The 20,997-nt window shown below is 37.7% G+C and carries 18 protein-coding genes; 10 read left to right on the top strand and 8 right to left on the bottom strand.

Annotated features, from left to right (window positions below):
- Positions 1-136 precede the first annotated feature (136 nt).
- From DHD80_RS16475 to DHD80_RS16455, 5 genes are all read right to left on the bottom strand, one after another.
- The gene (locus DHD80_RS16475; RefSeq protein WP_251742561.1) at positions 137-1,246 is read right to left on the bottom strand and encodes a serine hydrolase domain-containing protein; all 1,110 of its coding nucleotides are present in this window, start codon (positions 1,244-1,246) and stop codon (positions 137-139) included.
- A 210-nt stretch (positions 1,247-1,456) separates the two neighbouring features.
- On the bottom strand, positions 1,457-2,284 hold the full coding sequence (locus DHD80_RS16470; protein ID WP_251742560.1) for a DUF6602 domain-containing protein: 828 nt from the start codon (positions 2,282-2,284) through the stop codon (positions 1,457-1,459).
- Between the two features lie 179 nt (positions 2,285-2,463).
- Positions 2,464-2,886 (bottom strand): hypothetical protein, encoded by a 423-nt coding sequence (locus DHD80_RS16465; RefSeq protein WP_251742559.1) that lies wholly within the window; start codon positions 2,884-2,886, stop codon positions 2,464-2,466.
- A 42-nt stretch (positions 2,887-2,928) separates the two neighbouring features.
- Positions 2,929-3,180, bottom strand: a complete 252-nt coding sequence (locus DHD80_RS16460) for a hypothetical protein (protein ID WP_251742558.1) — start codon at positions 3,178-3,180, stop codon at positions 2,929-2,931.
- 295 nt (positions 3,181-3,475) lie between these two features.
- Positions 3,476-3,817: a helix-turn-helix transcriptional regulator gene (locus tag DHD80_RS16455; RefSeq protein ID WP_251742557.1), complete on the bottom strand. Its 342-nt coding sequence runs from the start codon at positions 3,815-3,817 to the stop codon at positions 3,476-3,478.
- A 634-nt stretch (positions 3,818-4,451) separates the two neighbouring features.
- Here DHD80_RS16455 and DHD80_RS16450 point away from each other — a divergent pair.
- From DHD80_RS16450 to DHD80_RS16440, 3 genes are read left to right on the top strand one after another with little or no spacing between them, the layout of a single operon-like run.
- Positions 4,452-7,424, top strand: a complete 2,973-nt coding sequence (locus tag DHD80_RS16450) for a SusC/RagA family TonB-linked outer membrane protein (protein ID WP_251742556.1) — start codon at positions 4,452-4,454, stop codon at positions 7,422-7,424.
- Between the two features lie 9 nt (positions 7,425-7,433).
- Positions 7,434-8,840 carry a RagB/SusD family nutrient uptake outer membrane protein gene (locus tag DHD80_RS16445; RefSeq protein WP_251742555.1) on the top strand — a complete coding sequence of 469 codons (1,407 nt, stop codon included), beginning with the start codon at positions 7,434-7,436 and terminating at the stop codon, positions 8,838-8,840.
- Positions 8,827-11,649, top strand: coding sequence for an insulinase family protein (locus tag DHD80_RS16440; RefSeq protein WP_251742554.1), 2,823 nt, complete (start codon positions 8,827-8,829; stop codon positions 11,647-11,649). The genes DHD80_RS16445 and DHD80_RS16440 overlap by 14 nt, the downstream gene beginning before the upstream one ends.
- A 56-nt stretch (positions 11,650-11,705) precedes the next feature.
- Here DHD80_RS16440 and DHD80_RS16435 read toward each other — a convergent pair whose 3' ends face one another.
- The 3 genes from DHD80_RS16435 to DHD80_RS16425 all read right to left on the bottom strand — a co-directional run bounded on the left by DHD80_RS16435 (position 11,706) and on the right by DHD80_RS16425 (position 13,483).
- Positions 11,706-11,993 carry a DUF6520 family protein gene (locus tag DHD80_RS16435; RefSeq protein ID WP_251742553.1) on the bottom strand — a complete coding sequence of 96 codons (288 nt, stop codon included), beginning with the start codon at positions 11,991-11,993 and terminating at the stop codon, positions 11,706-11,708.
- Positions 11,994-12,154: 161 nt separating this feature from the next.
- Complete coding sequence (locus DHD80_RS16430; protein ID WP_251742552.1) at positions 12,155-13,093, bottom strand: AraC family transcriptional regulator; 939 nt, start codon at positions 13,091-13,093, stop codon at positions 12,155-12,157.
- A gap of 21 nt (positions 13,094-13,114) precedes the next feature.
- Positions 13,115-13,483, bottom strand: a complete 369-nt coding sequence (locus DHD80_RS16425; RefSeq protein WP_251742551.1) for a hypothetical protein — start codon at positions 13,481-13,483, stop codon at positions 13,115-13,117.
- Positions 13,484-13,729: 246 nt separating this feature from the next.
- On the opposite strand from DHD80_RS16425, the gene DHD80_RS16420 reads away from it, so the two are divergent.
- From DHD80_RS16420 to DHD80_RS16390, 7 genes are all read left to right on the top strand, one after another.
- Positions 13,730-16,138 (top strand): aminotransferase class I/II-fold pyridoxal phosphate-dependent enzyme, encoded by a 2,409-nt coding sequence (locus DHD80_RS16420; RefSeq protein ID WP_251742550.1) that lies wholly within the window; start codon positions 13,730-13,732, stop codon positions 16,136-16,138.
- Positions 16,139-16,216: 78 nt separating this feature from the next.
- A complete protein-coding gene (locus tag DHD80_RS16415) occupies positions 16,217-17,071 on the top strand; it encodes an RteC domain-containing protein (protein ID WP_251742549.1) in 855 nt (284 codons plus the stop codon).
- Positions 17,072-17,353: 282 nt separating this feature from the next.
- On the top strand, positions 17,354-17,638 hold the full coding sequence (locus tag DHD80_RS16410) for a helix-turn-helix domain-containing protein (RefSeq protein ID WP_251742548.1): 285 nt from the start codon (positions 17,354-17,356) through the stop codon (positions 17,636-17,638).
- A gap of 3 nt (positions 17,639-17,641) precedes the next feature.
- Entirely contained in the window at positions 17,642-18,394 is a 753-nt protein-coding gene (locus tag DHD80_RS16405; RefSeq protein WP_251742547.1) for a hypothetical protein, read from the top strand.
- Positions 18,378-19,040 carry an ATPase gene (locus DHD80_RS16400; RefSeq protein WP_251742546.1) on the top strand — a complete coding sequence of 221 codons (663 nt, stop codon included), beginning with the start codon at positions 18,378-18,380 and terminating at the stop codon, positions 19,038-19,040. Before DHD80_RS16405 ends, DHD80_RS16400 begins: the two co-directional genes overlap by 17 nt.
- A gap of 80 nt (positions 19,041-19,120) precedes the next feature.
- The gene (locus tag DHD80_RS16395; protein ID WP_251742545.1) at positions 19,121-19,837 is read left to right on the top strand and encodes a DUF6577 family protein; all 717 of its coding nucleotides are present in this window, start codon (positions 19,121-19,123) and stop codon (positions 19,835-19,837) included.
- 23 nt (positions 19,838-19,860) lie between these two features.
- Positions 19,861-20,898 (top strand): nucleotidyl transferase AbiEii/AbiGii toxin family protein, encoded by a 1,038-nt coding sequence (locus DHD80_RS16390; protein ID WP_251742544.1) that lies wholly within the window; start codon positions 19,861-19,863, stop codon positions 20,896-20,898.
- Positions 20,899-20,997: the final 99 nt, after the last annotated feature.

Here is a 20,997-nt window from a genome sequence, read left to right as displayed (position 1 = left end):
CCAAATCGCTGAATAGCAACCCCACAATTTAGACCAATCCCCATAGTAGACAATCGGTAAACAACCGGTTCAGTCAACACTGCGTTCATGTTGGGCCGTACCGGCCACACGAACGCTTAGTTATTGTAGCCAGTTTTTATTTATTTTGTTCAATTATCTTATCTGCTAAACCACTTAATTTTTGATGTATTTCTGGTCCAGATACATTTGTTATTATGAATACTCCTGTCTTCGTTTCTGGTATTGTTGTCAACCAACTTGAAGTTCCAAATGCTCCGCCATTTTGAAATATTTTTGTTGGCTTATCTCCATTTTTAAAAATTTGCCAAAACAGTCCGTTTTCAAAATCTCCATATTTGCCATTTAATAATTCCTGATGTGAGATTTTAACCAGCGGATTATCCGATTCTAATTGAAAACGTAGATACTTTATCATATCATCAAGGGTAGAAATCATTCCGCCCTCGGCTTGTAATTCTTTCTCAACTCTTGCAGGCATCTCAATTCCGTTGGCATTTAAACCTTTGGCAAGAAATGGTCTGTTTTCTTTTGAAATTCCAACATAGGTGTTGTCCATTTTTAGTGGTGTAAGAATATAAGTTTTCATTAAGTCCTCGTACGGCCTTTCATATATTCGTTCAAGGCAATAAGCCAATAAATTCGCTCCTGCGTTTGAATAACTAAATTTATGTCCCGGAACAGTATCCAATTTTACTTGATGTAGTTCGGTCAAAAATTGCTTTTTTGTAAATCCAGCTTGTAATTTGTTGATTTTAAAAGGTAATTCGTCCCAATTTGGGTTTTGGAACATTTCAGGTTGGTTTGGGAACATATTAGGTAATCCGCTTGTGTGAGTTACCAAGTTCCTGAAAGTAATTGGCTGTTCGTTAAATTCTAAATTTGGGTAGCTCTCTGGTAGATATTTCCTTATATCGTCATCCAGTCCAACTTTGCTATCTGAAATTGCTTTTGCTAACAAGGTACCAGTAAACGTTTTTGTCAAAGACGCAATTTCGTAAAGAGTTTGGTCATTGGGACTGATACCATTGGTTAACTTGCCTTTATGATATTTGTAGACTTTGCCATTCTTTATTACTCCAATTGAAAGCGACTTTATATCTCCGCTTGCTATTAAAGAATCACATTCTTTGTTAATTAATCCCTCTAAATTGTCTTGACTTTGACAGCTTGTGAATACGAGAATTGTAAAAATTATTAGTGTTGCAGCGGATAGTTCTAATTTCATTGTTTGGTTTTTACTTAAAGACGAGTAAAAATATGTAGTGTGTCAATAGTTTCAAGATTTTGTTCAAATTGGCTACAACGGTCTTGTTTAACGCAAGTGGCGCGGAGTAGGACGCGTCCTTGTCGGCTTTGTTGATTTTTACTTGATGTCTAAAATAGCACTTTTCACTAGAATGCCCGCTATTTGCGCTTAACCGATGTTGTGCACAGTCTAACCAATATCTATTAATTTTTTATTTAGTTCCAGATCAGTACTAGCATTTTCTATTTCTTCTTTATAATAAAATTGTAATACGGGTTCTCCAATTCTTGGATCACATTGAGGAAATTTGTTGAGCCACATTAGAAAGACGGCTAAAGTTTGTGAATCATATTTTTTGAAAAACAAACCTTCATGTTCCTTTTTAAAGTTTACGTACATATTCTTTCTGCAATTATATAAAATACCTCTATTGTTGATCACAATCATATCAAACTGTTCTCTCCATTTTATGTTATTATCTACATAATATTGAACAATTGTAGTGAACAGTTTATTTAAATCAGAGTATGAATTATTGCAAAAAATGATGCTTGGTATTTGTTTTGCAGTCTCAATGTATTCCGGATCATACTTTTTGGTCCACTCCAATAATCCAAATTTTTGTCTTCTTAGCTTCTTAACTGATTGAATTTGTTGTAAACTACGATGAATCTCTTTCTTTTGATTTAAAGTTGGTTTTAATTCTATTGCGGCATCAACTCCATCAGCGAAAATAATTGAATGTTTTTTTTTAGCAGAAACTGTATGTGGATGACAAGGATTTAAAATGAGTCCATCAATTGACTGACTTCTTCTTTGAAAACTATCGATAATATTCCCTTTTGCTATTCTATAGGGAAAGGGAAAAAATTTTTGAAGAAATGTATGAAAAGCATCTTCCCTTCGGTCTGAAACTTCTTGGGAAGTACCTTTTCCTTCGATACTTGCTTTTTTGAATAAATGATCAATTTCCTGTGATTCAAATTTTATTAATTCTAAAAAGTCAATATTATTCATTTCTCAATTTTTCTGATTGTGCACAACTCGTTATATAATTACTAAGATAGACAATTAGGCGCACTGGTATCGGGATAAAGACAAATAAACAACCTTACTGTTTCCTATAAAAATCCAATTCTTTATTGTCTTGGCATTATAAAAAAATAACTAAAAAAGATTCCAAAAAGGATAGCATATTAATCTATATGAAACCGAGTTATTAATGGCTTTGAAAACTCATTTGCAGTCGGCACCTCCCACTCAATAATTTCAATTCTCTCATCTGTATTTTTAAGTACTCTAAAGATCGCTGGAGAGGGAGGGTCTTCACCATCCCGAATTAAATGAGTATAGTAAGTTTGATTAGTTCCATAGGTATCATGATTATTCTCGTAATTATTAACCTTCCATTGCTGAAAATGATTATCCAATTTACCTTTACTAAAAATAGAAATGGTATCTGTAGAGATGGAGATTTCCCGGGTAATCCATTCGTAGGGAGAGGCTACTTTATGTGGTCCTTGAGAATACTCTGTAAGCAATGAAATAAAAGTAGAATCTATTTGAGAATATGAATATCCACTTAAAATTAAGAATACGATTATCATTAATTTTTTCATGGTCTAATTTAATTAAACAATTCAACCGATTCTGTTTCTGAATTATTTTTTTTCATTTTCGATTTCAGAGTAATCAATAAAGTCCCAAGGAATTTCCTTTTTAAATGTTGAGATGCATTCTTCCATTAACTCTAATGACACATTTTCCTTAAAAACTGTAATCGTTAGTGTTTTGTCAGTATCATCTCTAAAAATTTCTACAACTAATTTATCATTTCGGTATACTTCAATTCCGATTCCGTCTCTTTCATTCACTTCACTTGCGATAATAACTCTGTCCTTTTTTAGTTCCATTTAGTTCTAATATTGTGCCCAACTCCTTATATACTAAGATAGCCAATTAGGCTCACAGGATAGGGATAAACGTATTTAATAGTGTTTTAGTGAGGGAAGCTATTTACCAAAAAAGAATTTCTTATCAGCAGAGAAGAGAGAGAGAGAGAGAGAGAGAGAGAGAGAGAGAGAGAGAGAGAGAGAGAGAGAGAGGCAGCAGATTTGTTCTGTAAGTATTAATAATTTTTCTCGGACGTAAAGGTGGCTTTTGATGATAAAAAAATTGAATTAGTACTGTAATATAAAGAGTGAAAAGTTACTTATTCTTAAGTAATTTAATAATTTCATCTTTTTCTTTTAATCTGGCTTCATACTGTTCTATTAATTTTTCGGATAGAACTTGATTTATAAAATAAGCAGAATTTCCACCTTGTTGATTATTATTTATTATAACAGCATCACTTCTTAATAATTCTTCAGGAGATATTTCAAATACTTCACAAATTCCTTCTATATGCACAGCCCAAGAATTACTTTCGCCTGATTCCATTCGCGCATAGGCAGATTGAGAAATTTTTAAATAATCCGCAGCCTGTTCTTGAGTATATCCTTTTTGTTTACGATACCTCCTTAATTTCTCTCCAATAATTGCATTCATGAAATTGATATTTGATTTCAAATTTAATAAATATCTTATGATAATCCGATAAAAGGGTAAAAATACCCTAAAGATGAATTAGATGTAAAGTACCTTAATTGTAATTTAGTTTCTTAATAATATATGCGATTCTTAAAATATTAGAAACAAAATCACTTGAAGTACCTTGTTCGATAAGTTGAGCTTTCACGCCTTTTTTGTATTCTGGCGGTACTATTTCTCAACTATTTTTAAAGCATTTGTTTCTTCACTATAAGAGTTCGTATTTAAACTAAAGCCTACATCAAATTTACAGGCCAAAGCGGCCGGCATTCCCTGTGGAGTGTATTTATTAAGCTTGTTTTACGGGAACAAGATAATTCCGCTAATAATCCCGTGGGTTGCCGTGGCATCCCTATATATCACGGCAAGTTGGGTTGGGTTGGGCACGGTGATCTTTTATTACACCAAATTTTAATTTTTGTTTTAGCCAAAAAAAATTGCTTATGAGAGCCCCTAAAGGGCATGTAAAAAGAAAAAAGTGAACACTCGTTTTTACGGGTAAAAGCAACAGAGCCTTCCCCTAAGATTGGCGTCGTACAGGGAAGGCCTAAGCTTTAATAAAACAATGTTTCATTACAAACTACACAAAATTATGAAAAAATTTTACAGGCGGGGCATGCTCCTTATCATGTTCCTGCTGGCCATGGCCTTTTTGGTCCTTCTGGCCCTGAACGAAGCCCAGGCGGCAACACCCTCCCCCTTTTACCAGCAGGAAATAAGCGGTACGGTGACCACCACCAATGGGGAACATCTTTTAGGGGTTAGCATCTTAGTGAAAAATAAACAATACGGTACTACGACCGGCAGTTCAGGCCAATACAGCATCAGGGCCAATTTGCAGGATACGCTGGTATTCTCTTCTATAGGTTATAAAACACAGGAGATCGCTTTACATGGAAGAACTGTCCTGGATGTATTTCTTGAAGAAGATATTGCCGCGCTCAAGAATATTGAAATTAATGCCGGGTATTACAGTACCACAGCCAGGGAAAGTACTGGGAACATTTCGAGAGTGACCGCAGAAGAAATTAAATACCAGCCGGTGATTAGCCCTCTACAGGCACTACAGGGCAGGATGGCCGGGGTAGAAATCACCTCCGGTGGAGCAAATCCCGGAGGCGCTCCAACTATCCGGATTCGGGGAACCAATAGTTTGCGCAGGGAAGGTAACTACCCGCTCTATATTATTGATGGTGTCCCCATAAGTTCCGTTCCCGTGGAAAGTAATTCGGCTTTATCAGGCCCCGGGATCGATCCGCTTAATAATCTAAATCCGGCAAATATAAAGAGTATAGAAGTGCTTAAAGATGCAGATGCTACGGCTATATATGGTTCCCGGGGGGCTAACGGAGTGGTACTTATATCGACAAAGCAAGGAAATCGAAAGGGACTGGAAGCCAGCATTTACACAGGTACCTCCTCCTTAAGCAAAAAACTTGACCTGTTAAGTACCCAGGAGTATTTGCGGGTACGGCGAGAGGCCTTTCAGAATGACGGGGTGGAACCGAATAATTTTAATGCCTATGATCTTGTGCTGTGGGACCAGAACAGGAATACAGACTGGCAGGAATTCTTTTTTGGTGGCAAAGCCGAAGTAACCAATGCCAGCCTGGCGTTTTCCGGTGGAGAGAAAAATACCAGTTACAGGATAGGAGGCTCCTGGTTTTCCCAGGGAACAATTTATCCGGGCGATTATGACTACCATAAAGGAACCGGAAATGTTGCCCTGAATCATACCTCAGAAGACAACCGGTTCGAGATCAACCTGAACGCTAATTACGGCATTGACCGGAATAACCTCACCGGGAATAGCGGTCTGAATATCACTACCATATTATTACCACCTAATGCGCCGTCGGTTTTTAATCCTGATGGTGCTTTAAACTGGGAAGATTGGAGCGAAGCGGGGCTAACTAATCCGTTAGAGGGATATTTCAATACTACATCAACCCAAACAAAGAACCTGAATGCTAACCTACTGCTATCCTATGAAATAGTAACGGGCTTACGTTTAAAATCCAGTTTTGGTTATGCCGATTTTACCAGTGACGAATTATGGAAGTTGCCGGCACAGTCTTATAATCCGGCTTTTAGTCCTGTCAATAATTCTTCCCACCTGTCTACGAATAGAAGTTCGTGGATAGTTGAACCGCAGTTAACTTATGACCATTCATTTGAAAGGCTCGAAACCAATATTTTACTAGGGGGTACCTGGCAAAAAAATCAATCTGCCCGAAGCTCTTTCCAGGGAAGTGGTTACGCCTCCGAATCCCTGATCGGAAATTTAGGTTCTGCGGTAAGTATTATAAATGCCAGCAGTGGAGAAACCGAATACAAATACGCAGCCATATTTTCCAGGATTGGGTTGAATTGGGATGAGAAATATTTTCTGAATCTTACCGGGCGTAGGGACGGTTCTTCACGATTCGGGCCGAATAACAGGTTTGCAAGCTTCGGTGCCATAGGTGCTGCCTGGATCATATCAAAGGAATCCTTTTTTGGAAATAGCACCGATTTTTTATCTTTTGCAAAGCTTCGCGGTAGTTACGGTAGCACCGGTAACGATCAGATAGGGGATTATGGCTACCTGGATGCCTACCAGGCAACTACCGGTCCCGGAGGTCTCTACCCTACGGCACTGGCCAATCCTGACTATAGCTGGGAAGTAAATAAAAAACTGGAAGCGGCGGTAGCGCTTGGATTTTTTCGGGACCGGGTGAATTTGGGAGTTAGCTGGTATCGTAATAAATCTTCAAACCAGCTGGTAGGCTATTCCTTACCATACCTAACCGGCTTCAGTTCGGTGCAGGCAAATCTGCCGGCCACGGTTCAGAATAAAGGTATAGAAATCGAATTAGCGACCATTAATGTCGATAAGGAAAGGTTTCAATGGAGAACTAATTTGAACCTCAGTTTCCCGAAAAATGAACTGCTAAGTTATCCGGATATCGATCAATCATCCTATGCCAATACTTACCGTGTAGGACAGCCTTTGAATATTGCCTTATTATTCAAATTTGACGGGCTGGATCCGGAAACCGGCTTATATAGCGTAAGTGATGCTAATGGGGATGAAAAACTGGACTTTGAAGATCGTATTCTAATCAAAAACCTGAATAGGGAATTTTTTGGAGGTTTAAATAATTCTTTGCGTTATGGAAATTTCAGCCTTGACTTTCTTTTACAATTCGTGAAACAGGAAGGGATACTTTCAAATTTTCAGGCAGGGACAAATAGTAATATACTTAGTTCGATACTTGGAAAAAGTGATCTCCAGCGATACTCTGCATCATACCAGGGTTCAATAGCTTATCAGAATGTACTTAACAGTGATTTTGCCTATACAGATGCGAAATTCTTAAGACTTAAAACCCTGTCTCTCGGGTATGATTTTCCTCAAAATTGGGTGAAAAGACTGCACGCTAAGCAAATTCGCATATTCCTACACGGGCAGAATCTCTTAACATGGACACCGTACGAAGGTCTTGATCCTGAATCGCCTACATCTCCCCTATCACTGGGAAACCTGAGATCTATAACTACAGGCCTACAGTTTAATTTTTAAAATAAGATCATGAAAAGTTTAAAACATACATATCCTTATATAATTCTAATCCTGAGCCTTTTTATTTACTCCTGCGAGGACTTTGTAGATCTGGACCCACCTTCAGACCAGCTTATTGGAGAAGAGGTATTTAAAAATCAGGCTACAGTGGAGAGTGCCCTTATCGGGATTTACCATCAATTATTTCAGTTGGACTATTCCGGCGGCGGACGAAGCAGTATTGCCACTCTGGCAGGAATCTCCGCAGATAACATTCAAAATATCAGTTCCGGCAATATATCCCGGATGCAATTCCAGGAACATGAAATCGATCCTGATAATGTGGACAATCTGAATACCTGGTCCAGCGCTTATAATATGGTCTACGCTACAAATTCATTTCTGGAAGGACTGGAAAATACTGAAAATCTGGATCAGGAATTTAAACAGCAAATGGCCGGGCAGGTTTTATTTGTCCGTGCCTTCACCTATTTCTTTCTGGTCAACCTGTATGGTGATGTTCCCCTTGTCTTGTCCACTGATTATAGAGCGAATCAACTTGCTTCAAGATCTTCTCAAAATGCAGTCTACGATCAGATTCTTGCAGACCTGGTCCTTGCGCTGGAACAGGCTCCCCAGGAGTATATAAATGGAGAAAGGATAAGTGTTAACAGGCAGGTGGTCAGGGCTTTTTTATCCCGTGTTTATTTATACATGGAAAATTGGCAGGAGGCTGAAAAATATAGCACCCAGGTTATAAATGATACCGGTAATTACCAGTTGATGGAAGATCTCAATCAGGTATTTTTGGCTAACAGCCTCGAAGCAATTTGGCAGATTTCTCCTATCGGAGCAGGTGGCCTGGCAACGCAAACAAATGAAGGGAACTTTTTGATTATTGACCCCATATTTTCATTTTTTGCAGCAGTCAAGTTAGAGGAAACATTTGTATCTGAATTCGATACCATTGACAAAAGATTACAAAACTGGGTAGGATACAATGAATCCCTGGACGCCCATTATGTCCATAAATATAAAATACGATTAAGTAATGTGTTTCCCATTCTCGAATACTCTATGGTTCTACGTCTTTCTGAACAATACCTGATACGTGCGGAAGCAAGGGCCAGGCAGGGTGATTTAACAGGTGCGATCGAGGATATAGACAAGATTCGTACCAGGGCCGGCCTGGAATTGCTTGCAGATATTAACCCCGATCTCTCCCAGGAAGAGCTTCTCACTGAAATCTTATCTCAACGTAGGAAAGAACTTTTCGCTGAATGGGGCCATCGTTGGTTTGATTTGAAGCGCCTTGGCCTGGCAAATCAGGTTCTGGGTGGAAATGACCCGCTCTGGGAGGATACCGATATATTTTATCCCATACCGGAAGATGAAAGAAAGAAAAATCCAAACCTAACACAAAATGAAGGTTACTAAAATGAGGATATTTATAAGCTGTATAATTATAATTTTCGGGCTTGGATCTGGTCTGGTTGCTCAGGGAGAACCGGACATAGCGGAAACAAATCTTGACGCATCCGTGAGATATGGCCGCCTGGATAATGGTTTTACCTATTATTTAAAACATAACCAGGAACCCGAAGATAAAATTGAAATAATATTCTCTGTGAGAGCGGGTTACTACCAGCAAAATGAAAAGCAAATGGAATATGCGCATTTAATGGAGCATATGGGCACCTTTCATACAAAGAAGTTCCCTGCTCTACGAGAATATACAGATTCTGTAGGCATTTATAATCACGCCCGAACCGGGTATGATAATACGATGTACACTATTACCCTGCCTTCAGGAGATAAAAATAAATTAAATGCAGCCCTGGATATAGTACATGAATGGTCACAAAATATTTTACTTAGAAAGGAAGATGTGGCTGTTCAAAGTGGTGCAATTATAGCCGAAGGAAGATCTAAAACCTATCATCAGGACTGGGTTGTCGATACTCTTTCTAATATAATTCTTTCGAATACCAATTTTGAATTAAAAGATAAAAAGGGAAGAAAGGCCAGTATGAAAAATGTTGACCTGCAAGCTCTAAAGGATTATCGTGACAAATGGTACAGAACCGATCTTGAGGCCGCAATAATAGTAGGAGATATTAATATCGACAGTCTGGAAAATGTTCTTCGTAATCGTTTTAAAGATTTGAAGCTAAGCAGTGACACCAAAAATCCTGAGCCTTACAACGAACGACATAAGGTTAAATTAAAAGGGGACAACCAGTATAAATTTATCAATGATTCGATTGATAGATCATCCAGGTTGGTTGTCATAAAGAAGAAGCTGAATGACGAAACTTACGTTCGATCAAGAGCTGATTTCAAAAGGATGGTATTACAAAATTTAAGCAGAAGGATGCTCTCGGAAATGGGAACAGATTTCAAAAACCAATACGATCCGCCTTTCCACAATTATACGAACAGTTTTATGAGTAATTCTTTGGGCGGTGGTCAGATACAAACTAGTGCCTGGTCGGTAGATCTGGATGATGATCTGGATATAAAAGCCAAAATGACCCGCCTATTTAAGGCCGATCAACTTCTTAAAAAAAGTCTGAACCATCAACTCCTAAACGAAGCCAAAAAAGAAGTATTGGCTGAATTGGTCGCAACGGATCACAAATCCGATAAAATTGCCTTGAAATTGCATAATCATTTTATTTCAGGAACGGTCGCCTGGACTGCGGACCAATGGCAAGAGGAACTAACGCAAACTCTCGAGAGCATCGATTTAGATGCGCTTAAAAATCATATAGATTATGAATGGGATTTTACAAAAAATTCCGATTTTATTTTTTTTAATGTCCCGCAGGATAAACTACCTGATCATCAAACCGTAATGAAATGGTACCGCGAAGCCAAAAAGCAGGCAGCGGTTAAAAGCGGATTTCAATTCCAAAAAATCAAGACTATGCCAAACCGGTTTTCGTCATCAAAATCTATTAAAGCGGATTTACCGGAAGCCAATGAGATCGGGATAAGTAAACTAACCTTACGCAATGGAATTAATCTAATATTCAAGCCCTCGAAACCAGCTTCAAATTTTTATAAAAATGAAGTTTCCATATATGGTTATAAAAATGTTCCTGTATCCTTTCAGGATAGGGAGGAATATTTAAAGGTTGTCACGGCGCCCAAAGTAATGTTTTATGGTGATGTTGGAGAATACTCTAAATTTCAAATAAAAGATTATATGCTTGAGCATAGAATCAACCTGAACTATCATAACATCAATAACCAGTTTATTATCGATGGCAAATTTAAAAGTGAGCATATCCAGGACTTCTTTAATATTCTTTACCTGTATTTAATTGAGCCTAAATACAATGAAATAGCTTTTAAAAGCTGGAAAAAAGACGAAATACTTAATTTAAGCACTACCAAGGATTATAATAGCATGATCCGGGAAATTACCGATAAGAAACTATATACCACATTACCTGAACTTACCGGCAATGATATTAATACAATACGTTATCAGGAATACCATCGGGCTTATAAGAGGTTTAGCAACCTAAAGGGTTATACCTTTATAATCACCGGGGACTTTGATCCGGAAAAATTGATGTCGCAGGTAGGGCACTATTTTTCTGAGTTTTCGACAAATGATATCGGAGAAATTTGTGAAAGTAAATTTGCCTATAGGTTTGAAAAATTTTCAGAAAAAGTCCCATACGAAAATACAAGCCAGGCTGTTGTCGAATTGTATTTTCCAATCAAGGTTAAAAAAGATGTAAAGACCCAGGCTCTTTTGGATTTAGTTGCATTTAGGCTAAACCAGGTTGTTTTTGATCGATTACGAGTGGGTACCTACACTCCCCGGGCCCGGGGAATATGGATGGATTACACCAGGGGAATTTATGCCTTTAATATAAGTTTTGACAGTGATTATGGATTTCAGGATCACATGATCGAAAATGCGCTGGAAGAATTCAATAAGTTAAAAGCAAGTGGAGTTACAAGTGATTGGCTGCAAACTACCAATGTACATTTGCTTAATCAATATGGCCGGCAGTTAGAAACCTTCTGGCTTGTGAATATATGGCCGGAATATTTAAAGCGATATGAAAATTATGAAGAAGAAGGTATTGAGAATCTTTTGAAATACGAGTCAATATTGAACCATTTTATAGATATAGATGACGTCAATCTTGCCGCAAAAAAATACCTGTCTGAGGAAAAGCGGCAGGAGATAATAATTATACCAACAGAATCAGAAGAACTTTAGAAAACAATTCATCCCGGAAAATTTTCCGGGATGAATTTTATGAATGTTAATGATTATTAGGGCGTAATCAATCGCGCTTCGGGAGTGGGACTAAGTCTTAAAGTATTTACATTCATTTCATCGTAAACATTGTACTTTTGTCCATTCTCACTGAATTTTACCTGGCAATGGTATTTTTCTCCTGTACAATCCTGTTCAGCTATAGGTTGCCAGTTCCCATTGACCAAAATATAATCGCTAGCCAGGTTTACCGGTTCTTTGTCTGTTTCACTTCCAAAATTTGTAAAGGACATGCCTAATACAACCAGAAGCGCCATAAATGGAATTAAAAATAGCTTTTTCATAATATTAAAATTTAAAATACACCTACTCTTTAAAGGATTTTCGGCTTCTCCTACTTATTGCGCAATAAGGTTTAAATGTAAATTCCTTTGTAATTTTACACTAGTAAATGTCACCAATTACCTTTAAATAAAATGGTCGCTAAGGCAGTTTGACTGTTCTGTTAGGAAACAGATCCTAAATGAAGCCTTCTGTGTTGAGTGGGAGTTTGTCCAAACTGAAGTTTGAAATTTTTTGAAAAATGTGAGTGATCTTTAAATCCGCATTTCTGTGTGATCTCAGAAATAGGTAATTCCGTGTTCCGTATTAAAAGCCCTGCTTTTTCTATACGCTTCTCCATATGAAAACGATGGATGGTAGTTCCATACATTTTTTTAAATTCCTCTTTGAGCTTGGTTTTATTGGTTTGATGGATGAGTCCTAATTCCCGAAGTGAAGGCAGGGAGGTGTGTAAATTTCTTAGTATATATAAACGGACGTTCCTTAAAAGAAGTTTTGTGGTGGCACTACCATTATTAGTTGACCTAGCCCGGTCATTTGTAGCGTCATTTTTAAAATCGTCCTGATTTTCCTTTTGAGCATACTTATAAAGGTTTTTAAAAGCTGTCATCAAAAATAGTTCATTCTGGGTATTCCCAACCATTCTCTCAAGCCTGCAATGTGATCTATAATAACTGTTCTCTGCGGTTAGAAAATCGATAACGAAAAAGTTATTTTCCAGATCTTCTTTAAAAGACCGAAAATGTTCATCGAAGATGGCTTTTGAGTTTTTTGAAAGTAGATTTGAAATATGGATGTTCAAAACATTTTCATCCCATTTAAGAATGTTTAAAAGTCCTGAAGTATAAGAGACCACATTTAGATCATTATCCAATATCAAAGCCATTTGAAAATGTTGTTCTTCCTGTTTGTGTTCAGCTTCAAAACAGAAATGATAAATTTCCTCAGACATCATATTAAGCAATACCGCTATAGTATCAATATAATCCCTTTTACCTGAAGGTTCAAGCCGGTACATAAAATTTCCACAGGCAATTTCAATAATTTGCTGATACAGCATATGAATGCGTGCTTTATCGAGGGAGTCCAATTCTCGTTTCATAACCATCCTTTTTTAGTTGCGTTATTTAAAATCTTTTAAAAAGCTAAGGGCTTCTTCTTTATCTATAAATACTTTGGTAGGATAATCCGGCTTACTTGTTTTTACATACAATTGGGTAATTGCCATGGAATGTTCATCTTTTACAAGCAAAGCGAGTGCTTTAGTCATATAGGAACCTTCCAGGGCCAGGTAATCCCGTGCTTCTTTATGGGCATTTGTAACTGCTCGAAAATCACAGAAAATAGGAAATGACTTTTCATTTTGTACCCTCAGTCTTTGGCTTACAATATATTTTGCCATCTGTCGGTCTATTTCGTAGATCTCTTTATAGACAAAAAATAAAATGCCATCACTAATCCATATTTTCGCATATTTATCATCCACCACCATTCCGCTAAAGATTTGGATACCCCTAATATAAAAATTTTAATTTTGGAGGGAATGAAAACAAAAAACACTGTTTACTATCAAACTCTCTTATTTTAATAGCTTCCCCATAGAATTTGATTGAATTTGAATGAAAAGACTAAAAACTGTTCTAAAAAGCCTTTTATGGTAAACCGTTAGGCTTAGCGCTTAAAATTATCCACCCTATTTCATAGCTTGTAAGTCCTTAAATTTTAATTTACAATAGCTATGGCAAAAATTAAGCACAACAACTTTTTAGATACCGTAGATGAAGTAATTACCAACGCCACCAGGGCTGGTGTCCTACATTTACATGCAGAAGGAACCGGGTTAAACGGAAGGAAGATCACTGTTAATGGAATAGAATCCTTCCATTTCGGAACTACCGGTTATCTGGGGCTCGAACAAGACCAGCGCCTTAAGAACGCCGCCATAGAAGCTATTCAAAAATACGGCACCCAGTTTCCACTTTCTAAAACTTATATCTCTCACCCCTTGTATGCGGAATTAGAGGAAAAAATAGGATCTATCTACAACAACCCGATCCTTATAACTAAGAATAGTACGCTAGGCCATATCGCTGTAATCCCCACAGCGGTAAGGGACGATGATGCGGTAATCTTAGATCACCAGGTTCACTGGAGTGTTCAAAATGCAGCCCAATTCCTTAAAATAAGGGGTATCCCGGTAAGTCTTATCCGCCATAATAATCTTGATATGTTGGAAGATCGTATAAAGCGCCTCTCTGGAAAAGTTCGAAAAATATGGTATATGGCAGATGGGGTATATTCCATGTTCGGGGATTATGCCCCGGTTCAAGATCTCATTGCCCTAAGTAATAAATATCCCCAACTGCATTTATATTTTGACGATGTACATGGAATGAGCTGGAAGGGACATAACGGTAGTGGCTATATAATGGATGTTTTAAAGGAATTACCCGATAATATTTTATTATTTGGCACTTTAAGCAAAACATTTGGGGCCTCCGGTGCGGTGCTGGTATGTCCGGATCGTAAACTCTTTCAAAAAATTAAAAACTTTGGTGGCCCCCTCACCTTTTCAGCCCAACTGGAACCCAGCGCGGTGGCGGCGGCAATTGCCTCCGCAGATATCCATCTATCTACGGAGATTTATTCTTTACAAAATGCATTGCAGTTACGAATTAATTACTTTAATGAACTTCTTGCACGAACCAACCTGCCTTTAATATCAAAGAACGGTTCACCTGTTTTTTATATCGGTACCGGGTTACCTGCAACCGGCTATAATTTTGTCAAACGAATACTGGATGAAGGGTTCTTTGTAAACCTGGGATTATTCCCGGCGGTTCCGGTGAAAAATACAGGAGTAAGAATTACGATTTCCTGCCACAATGAATTAGAAGATATTAAAGCCCTGGTGGATGCCCTGGAGCATCATTACGAAAAAGCGCTAAAGGCAACAAATAATACCTTGAAAAGGGTTGGGAAAGCTTTTAATATTGAAGTACACCAAAATATTATAAAAGAAAAATCAGGTTCAGATTTTTCGGTGATTTATGCGGAAAGTATTGAAGACATCGATACAGACCTATGGAATAAACTACTTGGAATAAATAATATGCTCAATGTGGAAGGACTCCAATTTCTGGAGAAATGCTTTTCCAATAACGACCAGAAAGAGCATAACTGGACATTCCATTATTATATAATTAAGGATCATGATGGCCATCCGATTTTAGCTACATTCTTCACTGCCGGTTTATGGAAGAATGATATGCTTGCCCCGGATTCGGTATCGAAAGCCATAGAGAAAGACAGGGAAGCAGATCCTTATGCGATGACCACCAAAGTACTATCCATGGGATGTCTATTTACTGAAGGGACACATTTGTATATAGACCGCAAGCACTCAAAATCTGATAAAGCTTTAAAAGAATTATTGCTGAAAACAGAAGAATTGGCTGAGCGATTAGGAACCGGAATGTCCGTCCTGCGTGATTTTAGAAAGGCAACCCCTTTAGCAGAACTGTTTCAAAAGGAAGGTTACATCCCCATAGCAATGCCTGATTCCTGCGTGATCGATGATTTGAACTGGAGCAATGAAGAAGAATTTCTTGAAACCTTAAGTTCCAGGTCCCGAAAACATTTCAGAAAAGAGGTAAAACCATTTGAAGAGAAATTCAATACTTCAATTATAAACTCCCCTGCTTCAGAAAAGATTGAGAAGTATTATGAACTCTATAAAAATGTGAAATCACAGAATTTCGGATTGAATACTTTTACTTATCCCAGGGAAGTATTTCAAAATATGGCATCCCATCCATGCTGGGAGTTTATTGAATTACAGCTTAAGCCAAAAAACCAGATTGTCGGTGTTATGTTCTGTTACAAAAATAAAGAAGGTATATACGTTCCGAATTTAATCGGTATGGATTATACCTATGCCCGAGAATTCCAGGTTTATCGTCAATTGCTATATCAAACCATCAAAAGGGCAAGGGACTTAAATTTTGAGAGGATAGATCTAGGATTTAGCGCTTCCTTTGAAAAACGAAAATTCGGTGCTAAAATAAGGACCAAACAGGCTTTTATACAGGCTGGGGACAATTTTCTGTTGGAACAATTAGAGATGATGAGAAATGAGTTTTCGTAATTAATAACTGATTGAACCCTACTCCGTTTTTTTATTAAACCAGGCAAATTGAAGATCCCGTTACCACACTATTTTTTAATGATTCAAGGTAAGAATAAGATGTTTGATGATGTAATACATGAATTTCACAATAATTTAAACACAAAGGTGGTACCCATCCCCCATCCCCTAAAAAAAGCGGATAAGGGAATTGATGTTTCAAATCACAGCCTCTCAAAATTAAAAGAAATAGTAGAAAAAGAGGACTTTGAAAATACCCCGGATGAGATTGAGTTTTTTAAAAAAATCAAGCCCTGCCCGATGAGCTATCTCATCTACTTTTCGGAGGTGAGATCCTGTGAGACCCGCAAGCCAAAAGCGGGTAAAAATTTTCAGTTCCGTTTCTTTGAAAAGGAACTGCGAAAAATCAATAAATTCTTTTATAAGAATAATGATTTTGTCCAGTATATGGAACAGGGACATGCATACCTGGATCATCAGCTTTTTACCCGAAATCACCGTAAGAACTATCCTTTCACTCCCATGATCAATTACTACCAGTACCCGGAGTTCTCAAGTTCGCATGATATGTTATGGGCAAAAATCCAGGCGATGTACCGGCTCATTCATTACATTCGGGAAGCCATGGAAACTTTAAAACCAGGAAAACAGGAATCCTTTCTGGACAAAAAGCATAAAATCATGTTGTGGTCTGGCTCAAAGACCGCTCTGGTAGAACTTATCTATGCTTTATATGCCAATGGAGACCTCAATCATGGAGCAGTGGACATAAGCACCGTTACTTCTTCATTCGAAGACTTCTTCAATATCAAGCTGGAGAATATTTACAAAACTTACTCTGAAATGAAGTCCCGAAAAGGCCCCCGGGCAAAATATCTGCAAAATCTTATCATTCGGCTGGAAGCTAAAATGAACCAGGATGATGAAAACTGAATTTTTCGTAGTAACCCGTAACTACGAAAAGTAGAAATCCCTCTTTATAACCCATTTTTTTCGGCAGTGAAACACTTATTATATGCCCTACCGCTACCAAAACTCTCCAAATTCCAACAATAAATATTAAACGTTAAATTTTCTCGTAACTACGAAACGTATAGGGAAAAATAACCTTCAAAGAGCGCCAATTTAGTAGAACGAAAGTCAAATCCTGATAGGGGCTATCAATTAAAAAGCTTTAACCTTTTGATAGTCCCTTTCTATTAAAATCGTTCTATTATGCCAACAAGTATTATTACCACAGACGACCTTCGCGAGTTCAAATTGGAATTACTCGAAGATATCAAAAGCCTTCTTTCTAAACAATCTTCCGGAACACTCAAGCGCTATCTGAAATCTGGCGAAGTTATGGACCTGCTTCAAATAAGCCCGGGCACTTTGCAAAATCTTCGCATTAATGGTACACTCCCCTATAACAAGGTAGGTGGGATCATTTACTATGATATCCAGGAGATCCATCGGGTGATGGATGAAAACAGGGTACAACACAATTTTGATTTATAAAGGATGAATTATATAAAGCTACTTAACGCGGCTTTTTCAACCTTCTTTTTTGATGACCGCCTAAACCCAACACATATCAGCCTGTATATGGCTTTGTTCCAGGAATGGAACAGCAGCCGTTTTGCCGATGGTTTTTTTGTGAACCGCAGAGAACTCATGCGCGTGGCCAAGATAGGTTCAAAATCTACCTATCATCGTTGTATCACCGATCTTGATTCATGGAATTACCTCTCCTATTTCCCTTCCAATAATCCGTATAAAGGAAGTAAAATCAAGATGGCCATTATCGGGACAACTGATGAACCGGATACGGGAGACTACGATCCCATATTGGAACAGGTTGCGGAACAGTACCATCCCGTACGTGAACCGGTGATGTACCAGCACCATCCCGTAAATGGACAAGCTGTGGACCCGCACCGTCCCGTGAGTGGACAAGCATTGGTACCTTATATAAACAATACTAAACAAATAAATAGTAATAAACAGCCAAAGGGCAGGCAGGCCGTTTTAATTTTTTTTGAAGAAAAAGGATTTGATGCTGATGAAGGAAAAAAATTCTTTAAGCATTACCAGGCTAATGATTGGAAAACCAGTGACGGAAACCAGGTAAGGGACTGGCAGGCTTTAGCGATCCACTGGATGGAAAGAACCGAATTATTTAACAAGGAACACAAAGAAATTAAAAAGGAAGCGTCCCATAATCGGGACAACCTACAAACCACTAAACTCAAGGATTATGGACAACCCCTCTAAAATTATCGAAGGTGGCGTGGAATACTGGCTCGGAAAATTTGATGGAAAGAGCGTACTCTACGATTTTGACAAAATCTTGATTTACTTAAATGCAAAGGGAAAGTTACTTTTTGGCAAACAATTCAGAATCTATGATGAGGACACGGTTATCATTCGAAAACTATGCTACTATTTCATCAAGGACAAAGAAAATTGCCTGAAAGATGATATCGATCCTGACAAGGGCATTCTTCTTTCCGGACCCGTGGGATGTGGAAAGACCTCTTTGATGAAACTACTGCGCCATATCGTTCCAATGCAACGACCTTATGAGATGATTCCTTGCCGGAATGTAACTTTCAGTTTTAATCATCTAGGTTTTAAAACCGTTGAAGAATATGGTAATACCAAGTTTTACTGTTTTGACGATTTAGGCGTTGAACCGTCTGGTAGATTCTACGGAAAAGATTTGAACGTGATGGGCGAAGTGCTCTTATCTAGATATGAGCTGTATCTACAAACCAAGCACAAAATTAAAACACACGCTACCACAAACCTAAATGCTGAAGAGCTGGAAGATCGCTATGGCCACCGGGTGCGCAGCCGAATGCGAGAACTGTTTAACTTGATTGCTTTTGATAAGCGGGCTGGGGATAAGAGGAAATAATCAATAAATTTTAATTAAACTTTGGCAAATTAAATGTATTTTGCCAAAGTTTAATTAAAGGCAATACCTTGGATAGAACAATGCAAAATAAAATACCATCCTATTTTGAAGGGCATAAACCTATTTCAAAAAATGATTTGGTTGAACGTATCCTAGAGGATTTCCCGAACCTAAAGGAAAGCTCTATCAATGTCTATTTATCCAAATTAAAAAAGCAGGGGATATTGAAAAATCCGACCAGAGGTATATATGCTTTGAAGGGAAAGCAAGAATTTTATCCTGTCATCAATGCTAAATTGAAGCGACTGTTCAATAAGGTAAAAAAGGACTATCCTTTCATAGACTTTTGCGCATGGAATACTATATGGTTAAATGACCTAATGCGCCACCAGCCCTTTAAGTTTTATACCATTTTAGAACTTGATAAAGATGCAACGCAGTCCGTCTTTTACAAATTGAAAGACCAGGGTAAACAGGTTTTTTTAGAACCTGATGCTGAAACTTTTGAACTGTACATTCATAATAGTGATAATGTAATAATCATTAAGCAGTTAGTTTCCGAAGCACCGTTGCTAGAAACCGAAAATGTCGTAATCCCCTCCTTAGAAAAACTTTTAGTAGATATGATTGTCGATACCAACCTTTACGCTGCTCAACAAGGGGAATTAGATTTTATATATCAATCGGCTTTTGACAAATTTGAAGTTAACCAAGGCAAAATGAAACGTTACGCTCAAAGGCGTAACAGAGAAAAAGAAGTTGAACAAAGAACGAATTTAACTTTGGCAAATAGTTGATATTTTGCCAAAACTTAATATAAATGATTGAAGAAAGTACATATCATCTCGACTGGATTTATGAGGTCAAACAGAGACTTGGCAGAAAGTATGACCCAAAATTGATAGAGAAGGTCATCTATGCTATGGTGTTATTAGAACAGCTAAAAATAAATGGATTAGACTTTATCTTTAAAGGTGGTACCGCTTTATTGTTAGCAACAAAAAAGCCAAAAAGATTTTCAATTGACATCGATATTATAACCGAACAAACGCAAAGCGATATAGCACCCGTATTAGATACGATATGTGGTAAGACGATATTCACCCATTGGGAAGATGACAACAACCGAAAACATACACCTGATGCGCCTGTTGGTCATTTCAAATTGTATTATAAAAGTAACGTTGACGGTAGCGTTGAGCCGATACTATTGGATGTTCTATACACCCCAAATCCATATCCTGAGCTTACAGAAATCCCGATTGTCCACGATTGGATTCAAACACAGGACGAAATCACAACCGTAAAGATGCCGACTTTTGATGCCATCTTGGGAGATAAACTCACTGCCTTCGCCCCAAAAACTACAGGAATATTATATAGCAAAGGAAGACCAGTAGAGATTATCAAACAGTTATTTGATGTAGCTTTCTTAATGGACAATATTTCCGATTTGACTATAGTTCGAAACAGCTACGCAAAAGTGGTTAAAGAAGGGTTGAAATTCAGAAGTTTAGTCCTAACTGCAGAACAGGTTCTAAACGATACACAAGAGGCCTGTTATACTCTTTCAACCCGGGACACTCAATCTGACGAGTTTAAGCACCTCCAGCTTGGAGTTAGCAACTTTACAAATTTTACAATTGAGAAATTTAATATAGAAGAGGCAATTACAGCAGCTTCAAAAGTGGCATATTTGTCCGAATTAATAAAATCTCCTGATGATAAGATTGAAAGGTTTGACAACCCATTAGAAGTTAAAGACTGGCTGATTGAGAATCCTCAATACAATAAACTGAATAAACTTAAGAAAAGTAATCCAGAGGCTTTCTTTTATTGGTATAAGACGATAATTTAAATTAAGGTTTTTGAATGTCTAGATAAGATAACTGAAGCATTGCTACGGGAATCGGGTGCGCAGCCGTATACGGAAACTGTTTAATTTGATTGCTTTTGA

This window comes from Gramella sp. AN32, assembly GCF_023718305.1.
Taxonomy (GTDB): Bacteria; Bacteroidota; Bacteroidia; order Flavobacteriales; family Flavobacteriaceae; genus Christiangramia; species Christiangramia antarctica.
The sequence above is the reverse complement of the archived record's forward strand: the minus strand, read 5'-3'. Positions and strand labels throughout refer to the sequence as shown.

Excerpts from the sequence above, each read along its gene's own strand:
- DHD80_RS16470 (WP_251742560.1), bottom strand. The coding sequence starts at position 2,284 with ATGAATAATATTGACTTTTTAGAATTAATAAAATTTGAATCACAGGAA.
- DHD80_RS16445 (WP_251742555.1), top strand. The coding sequence starts at position 7,434 with ATGAAAAGTTTAAAACATACATATCCTTATATAATTCTAATCCTGAGC.
- DHD80_RS16390 (WP_251742544.1), top strand. The coding sequence starts at position 19,861 with ATGATTGAAGAAAGTACATATCATCTCGACTGGATTTATGAGGTCAAA.
- DHD80_RS16475 (WP_251742561.1), bottom strand. The coding sequence starts at position 1,246 with ATGAAATTAGAACTATCCGCTGCAACACTAATAATTTTTACAATTCTC.
- DHD80_RS16465 (WP_251742559.1), bottom strand. The coding sequence starts at position 2,886 with ATGAAAAAATTAATGATAATCGTATTCTTAATTTTAAGTGGATATTCA.
- DHD80_RS16450 (WP_251742556.1), top strand. The coding sequence starts at position 4,452 with ATGAAAAAATTTTACAGGCGGGGCATGCTCCTTATCATGTTCCTGCTG.
- DHD80_RS16460 (WP_251742558.1), bottom strand. The coding sequence starts at position 3,180 with ATGGAACTAAAAAAGGACAGAGTTATTATCGCAAGTGAAGTGAATGAA.
- DHD80_RS16415 (WP_251742549.1), top strand. The coding sequence starts at position 16,217 with ATGATTCAAGGTAAGAATAAGATGTTTGATGATGTAATACATGAATTT.
- DHD80_RS16430 (WP_251742552.1), bottom strand. The coding sequence starts at position 13,093 with ATGAAACGAGAATTGGACTCCCTCGATAAAGCACGCATTCATATGCTG.
- DHD80_RS16400 (WP_251742546.1), top strand. The coding sequence starts at position 18,378 with ATGGACAACCCCTCTAAAATTATCGAAGGTGGCGTGGAATACTGGCTC.
- DHD80_RS16425 (WP_251742551.1), bottom strand. The coding sequence starts at position 13,483 with ATGGTGGTGGATGATAAATATGCGAAAATATGGATTAGTGATGGCATT.
- DHD80_RS16455 (WP_251742557.1), bottom strand. The coding sequence starts at position 3,817 with ATGAATGCAATTATTGGAGAGAAATTAAGGAGGTATCGTAAACAAAAA.
- DHD80_RS16395 (WP_251742545.1), top strand. The coding sequence starts at position 19,121 with ATGCAAAATAAAATACCATCCTATTTTGAAGGGCATAAACCTATTTCA.
- DHD80_RS16420 (WP_251742550.1), top strand. The coding sequence starts at position 13,730 with ATGGCAAAAATTAAGCACAACAACTTTTTAGATACCGTAGATGAAGTA.
- DHD80_RS16410 (WP_251742548.1), top strand. The coding sequence starts at position 17,354 with ATGCCAACAAGTATTATTACCACAGACGACCTTCGCGAGTTCAAATTG.
- DHD80_RS16440 (WP_251742554.1), top strand. The coding sequence starts at position 8,827 with ATGAAGGTTACTAAAATGAGGATATTTATAAGCTGTATAATTATAATT.
- DHD80_RS16435 (WP_251742553.1), bottom strand. The coding sequence starts at position 11,993 with ATGAAAAAGCTATTTTTAATTCCATTTATGGCGCTTCTGGTTGTATTA.
- DHD80_RS16405 (WP_251742547.1), top strand. The coding sequence starts at position 17,642 with ATGAATTATATAAAGCTACTTAACGCGGCTTTTTCAACCTTCTTTTTT.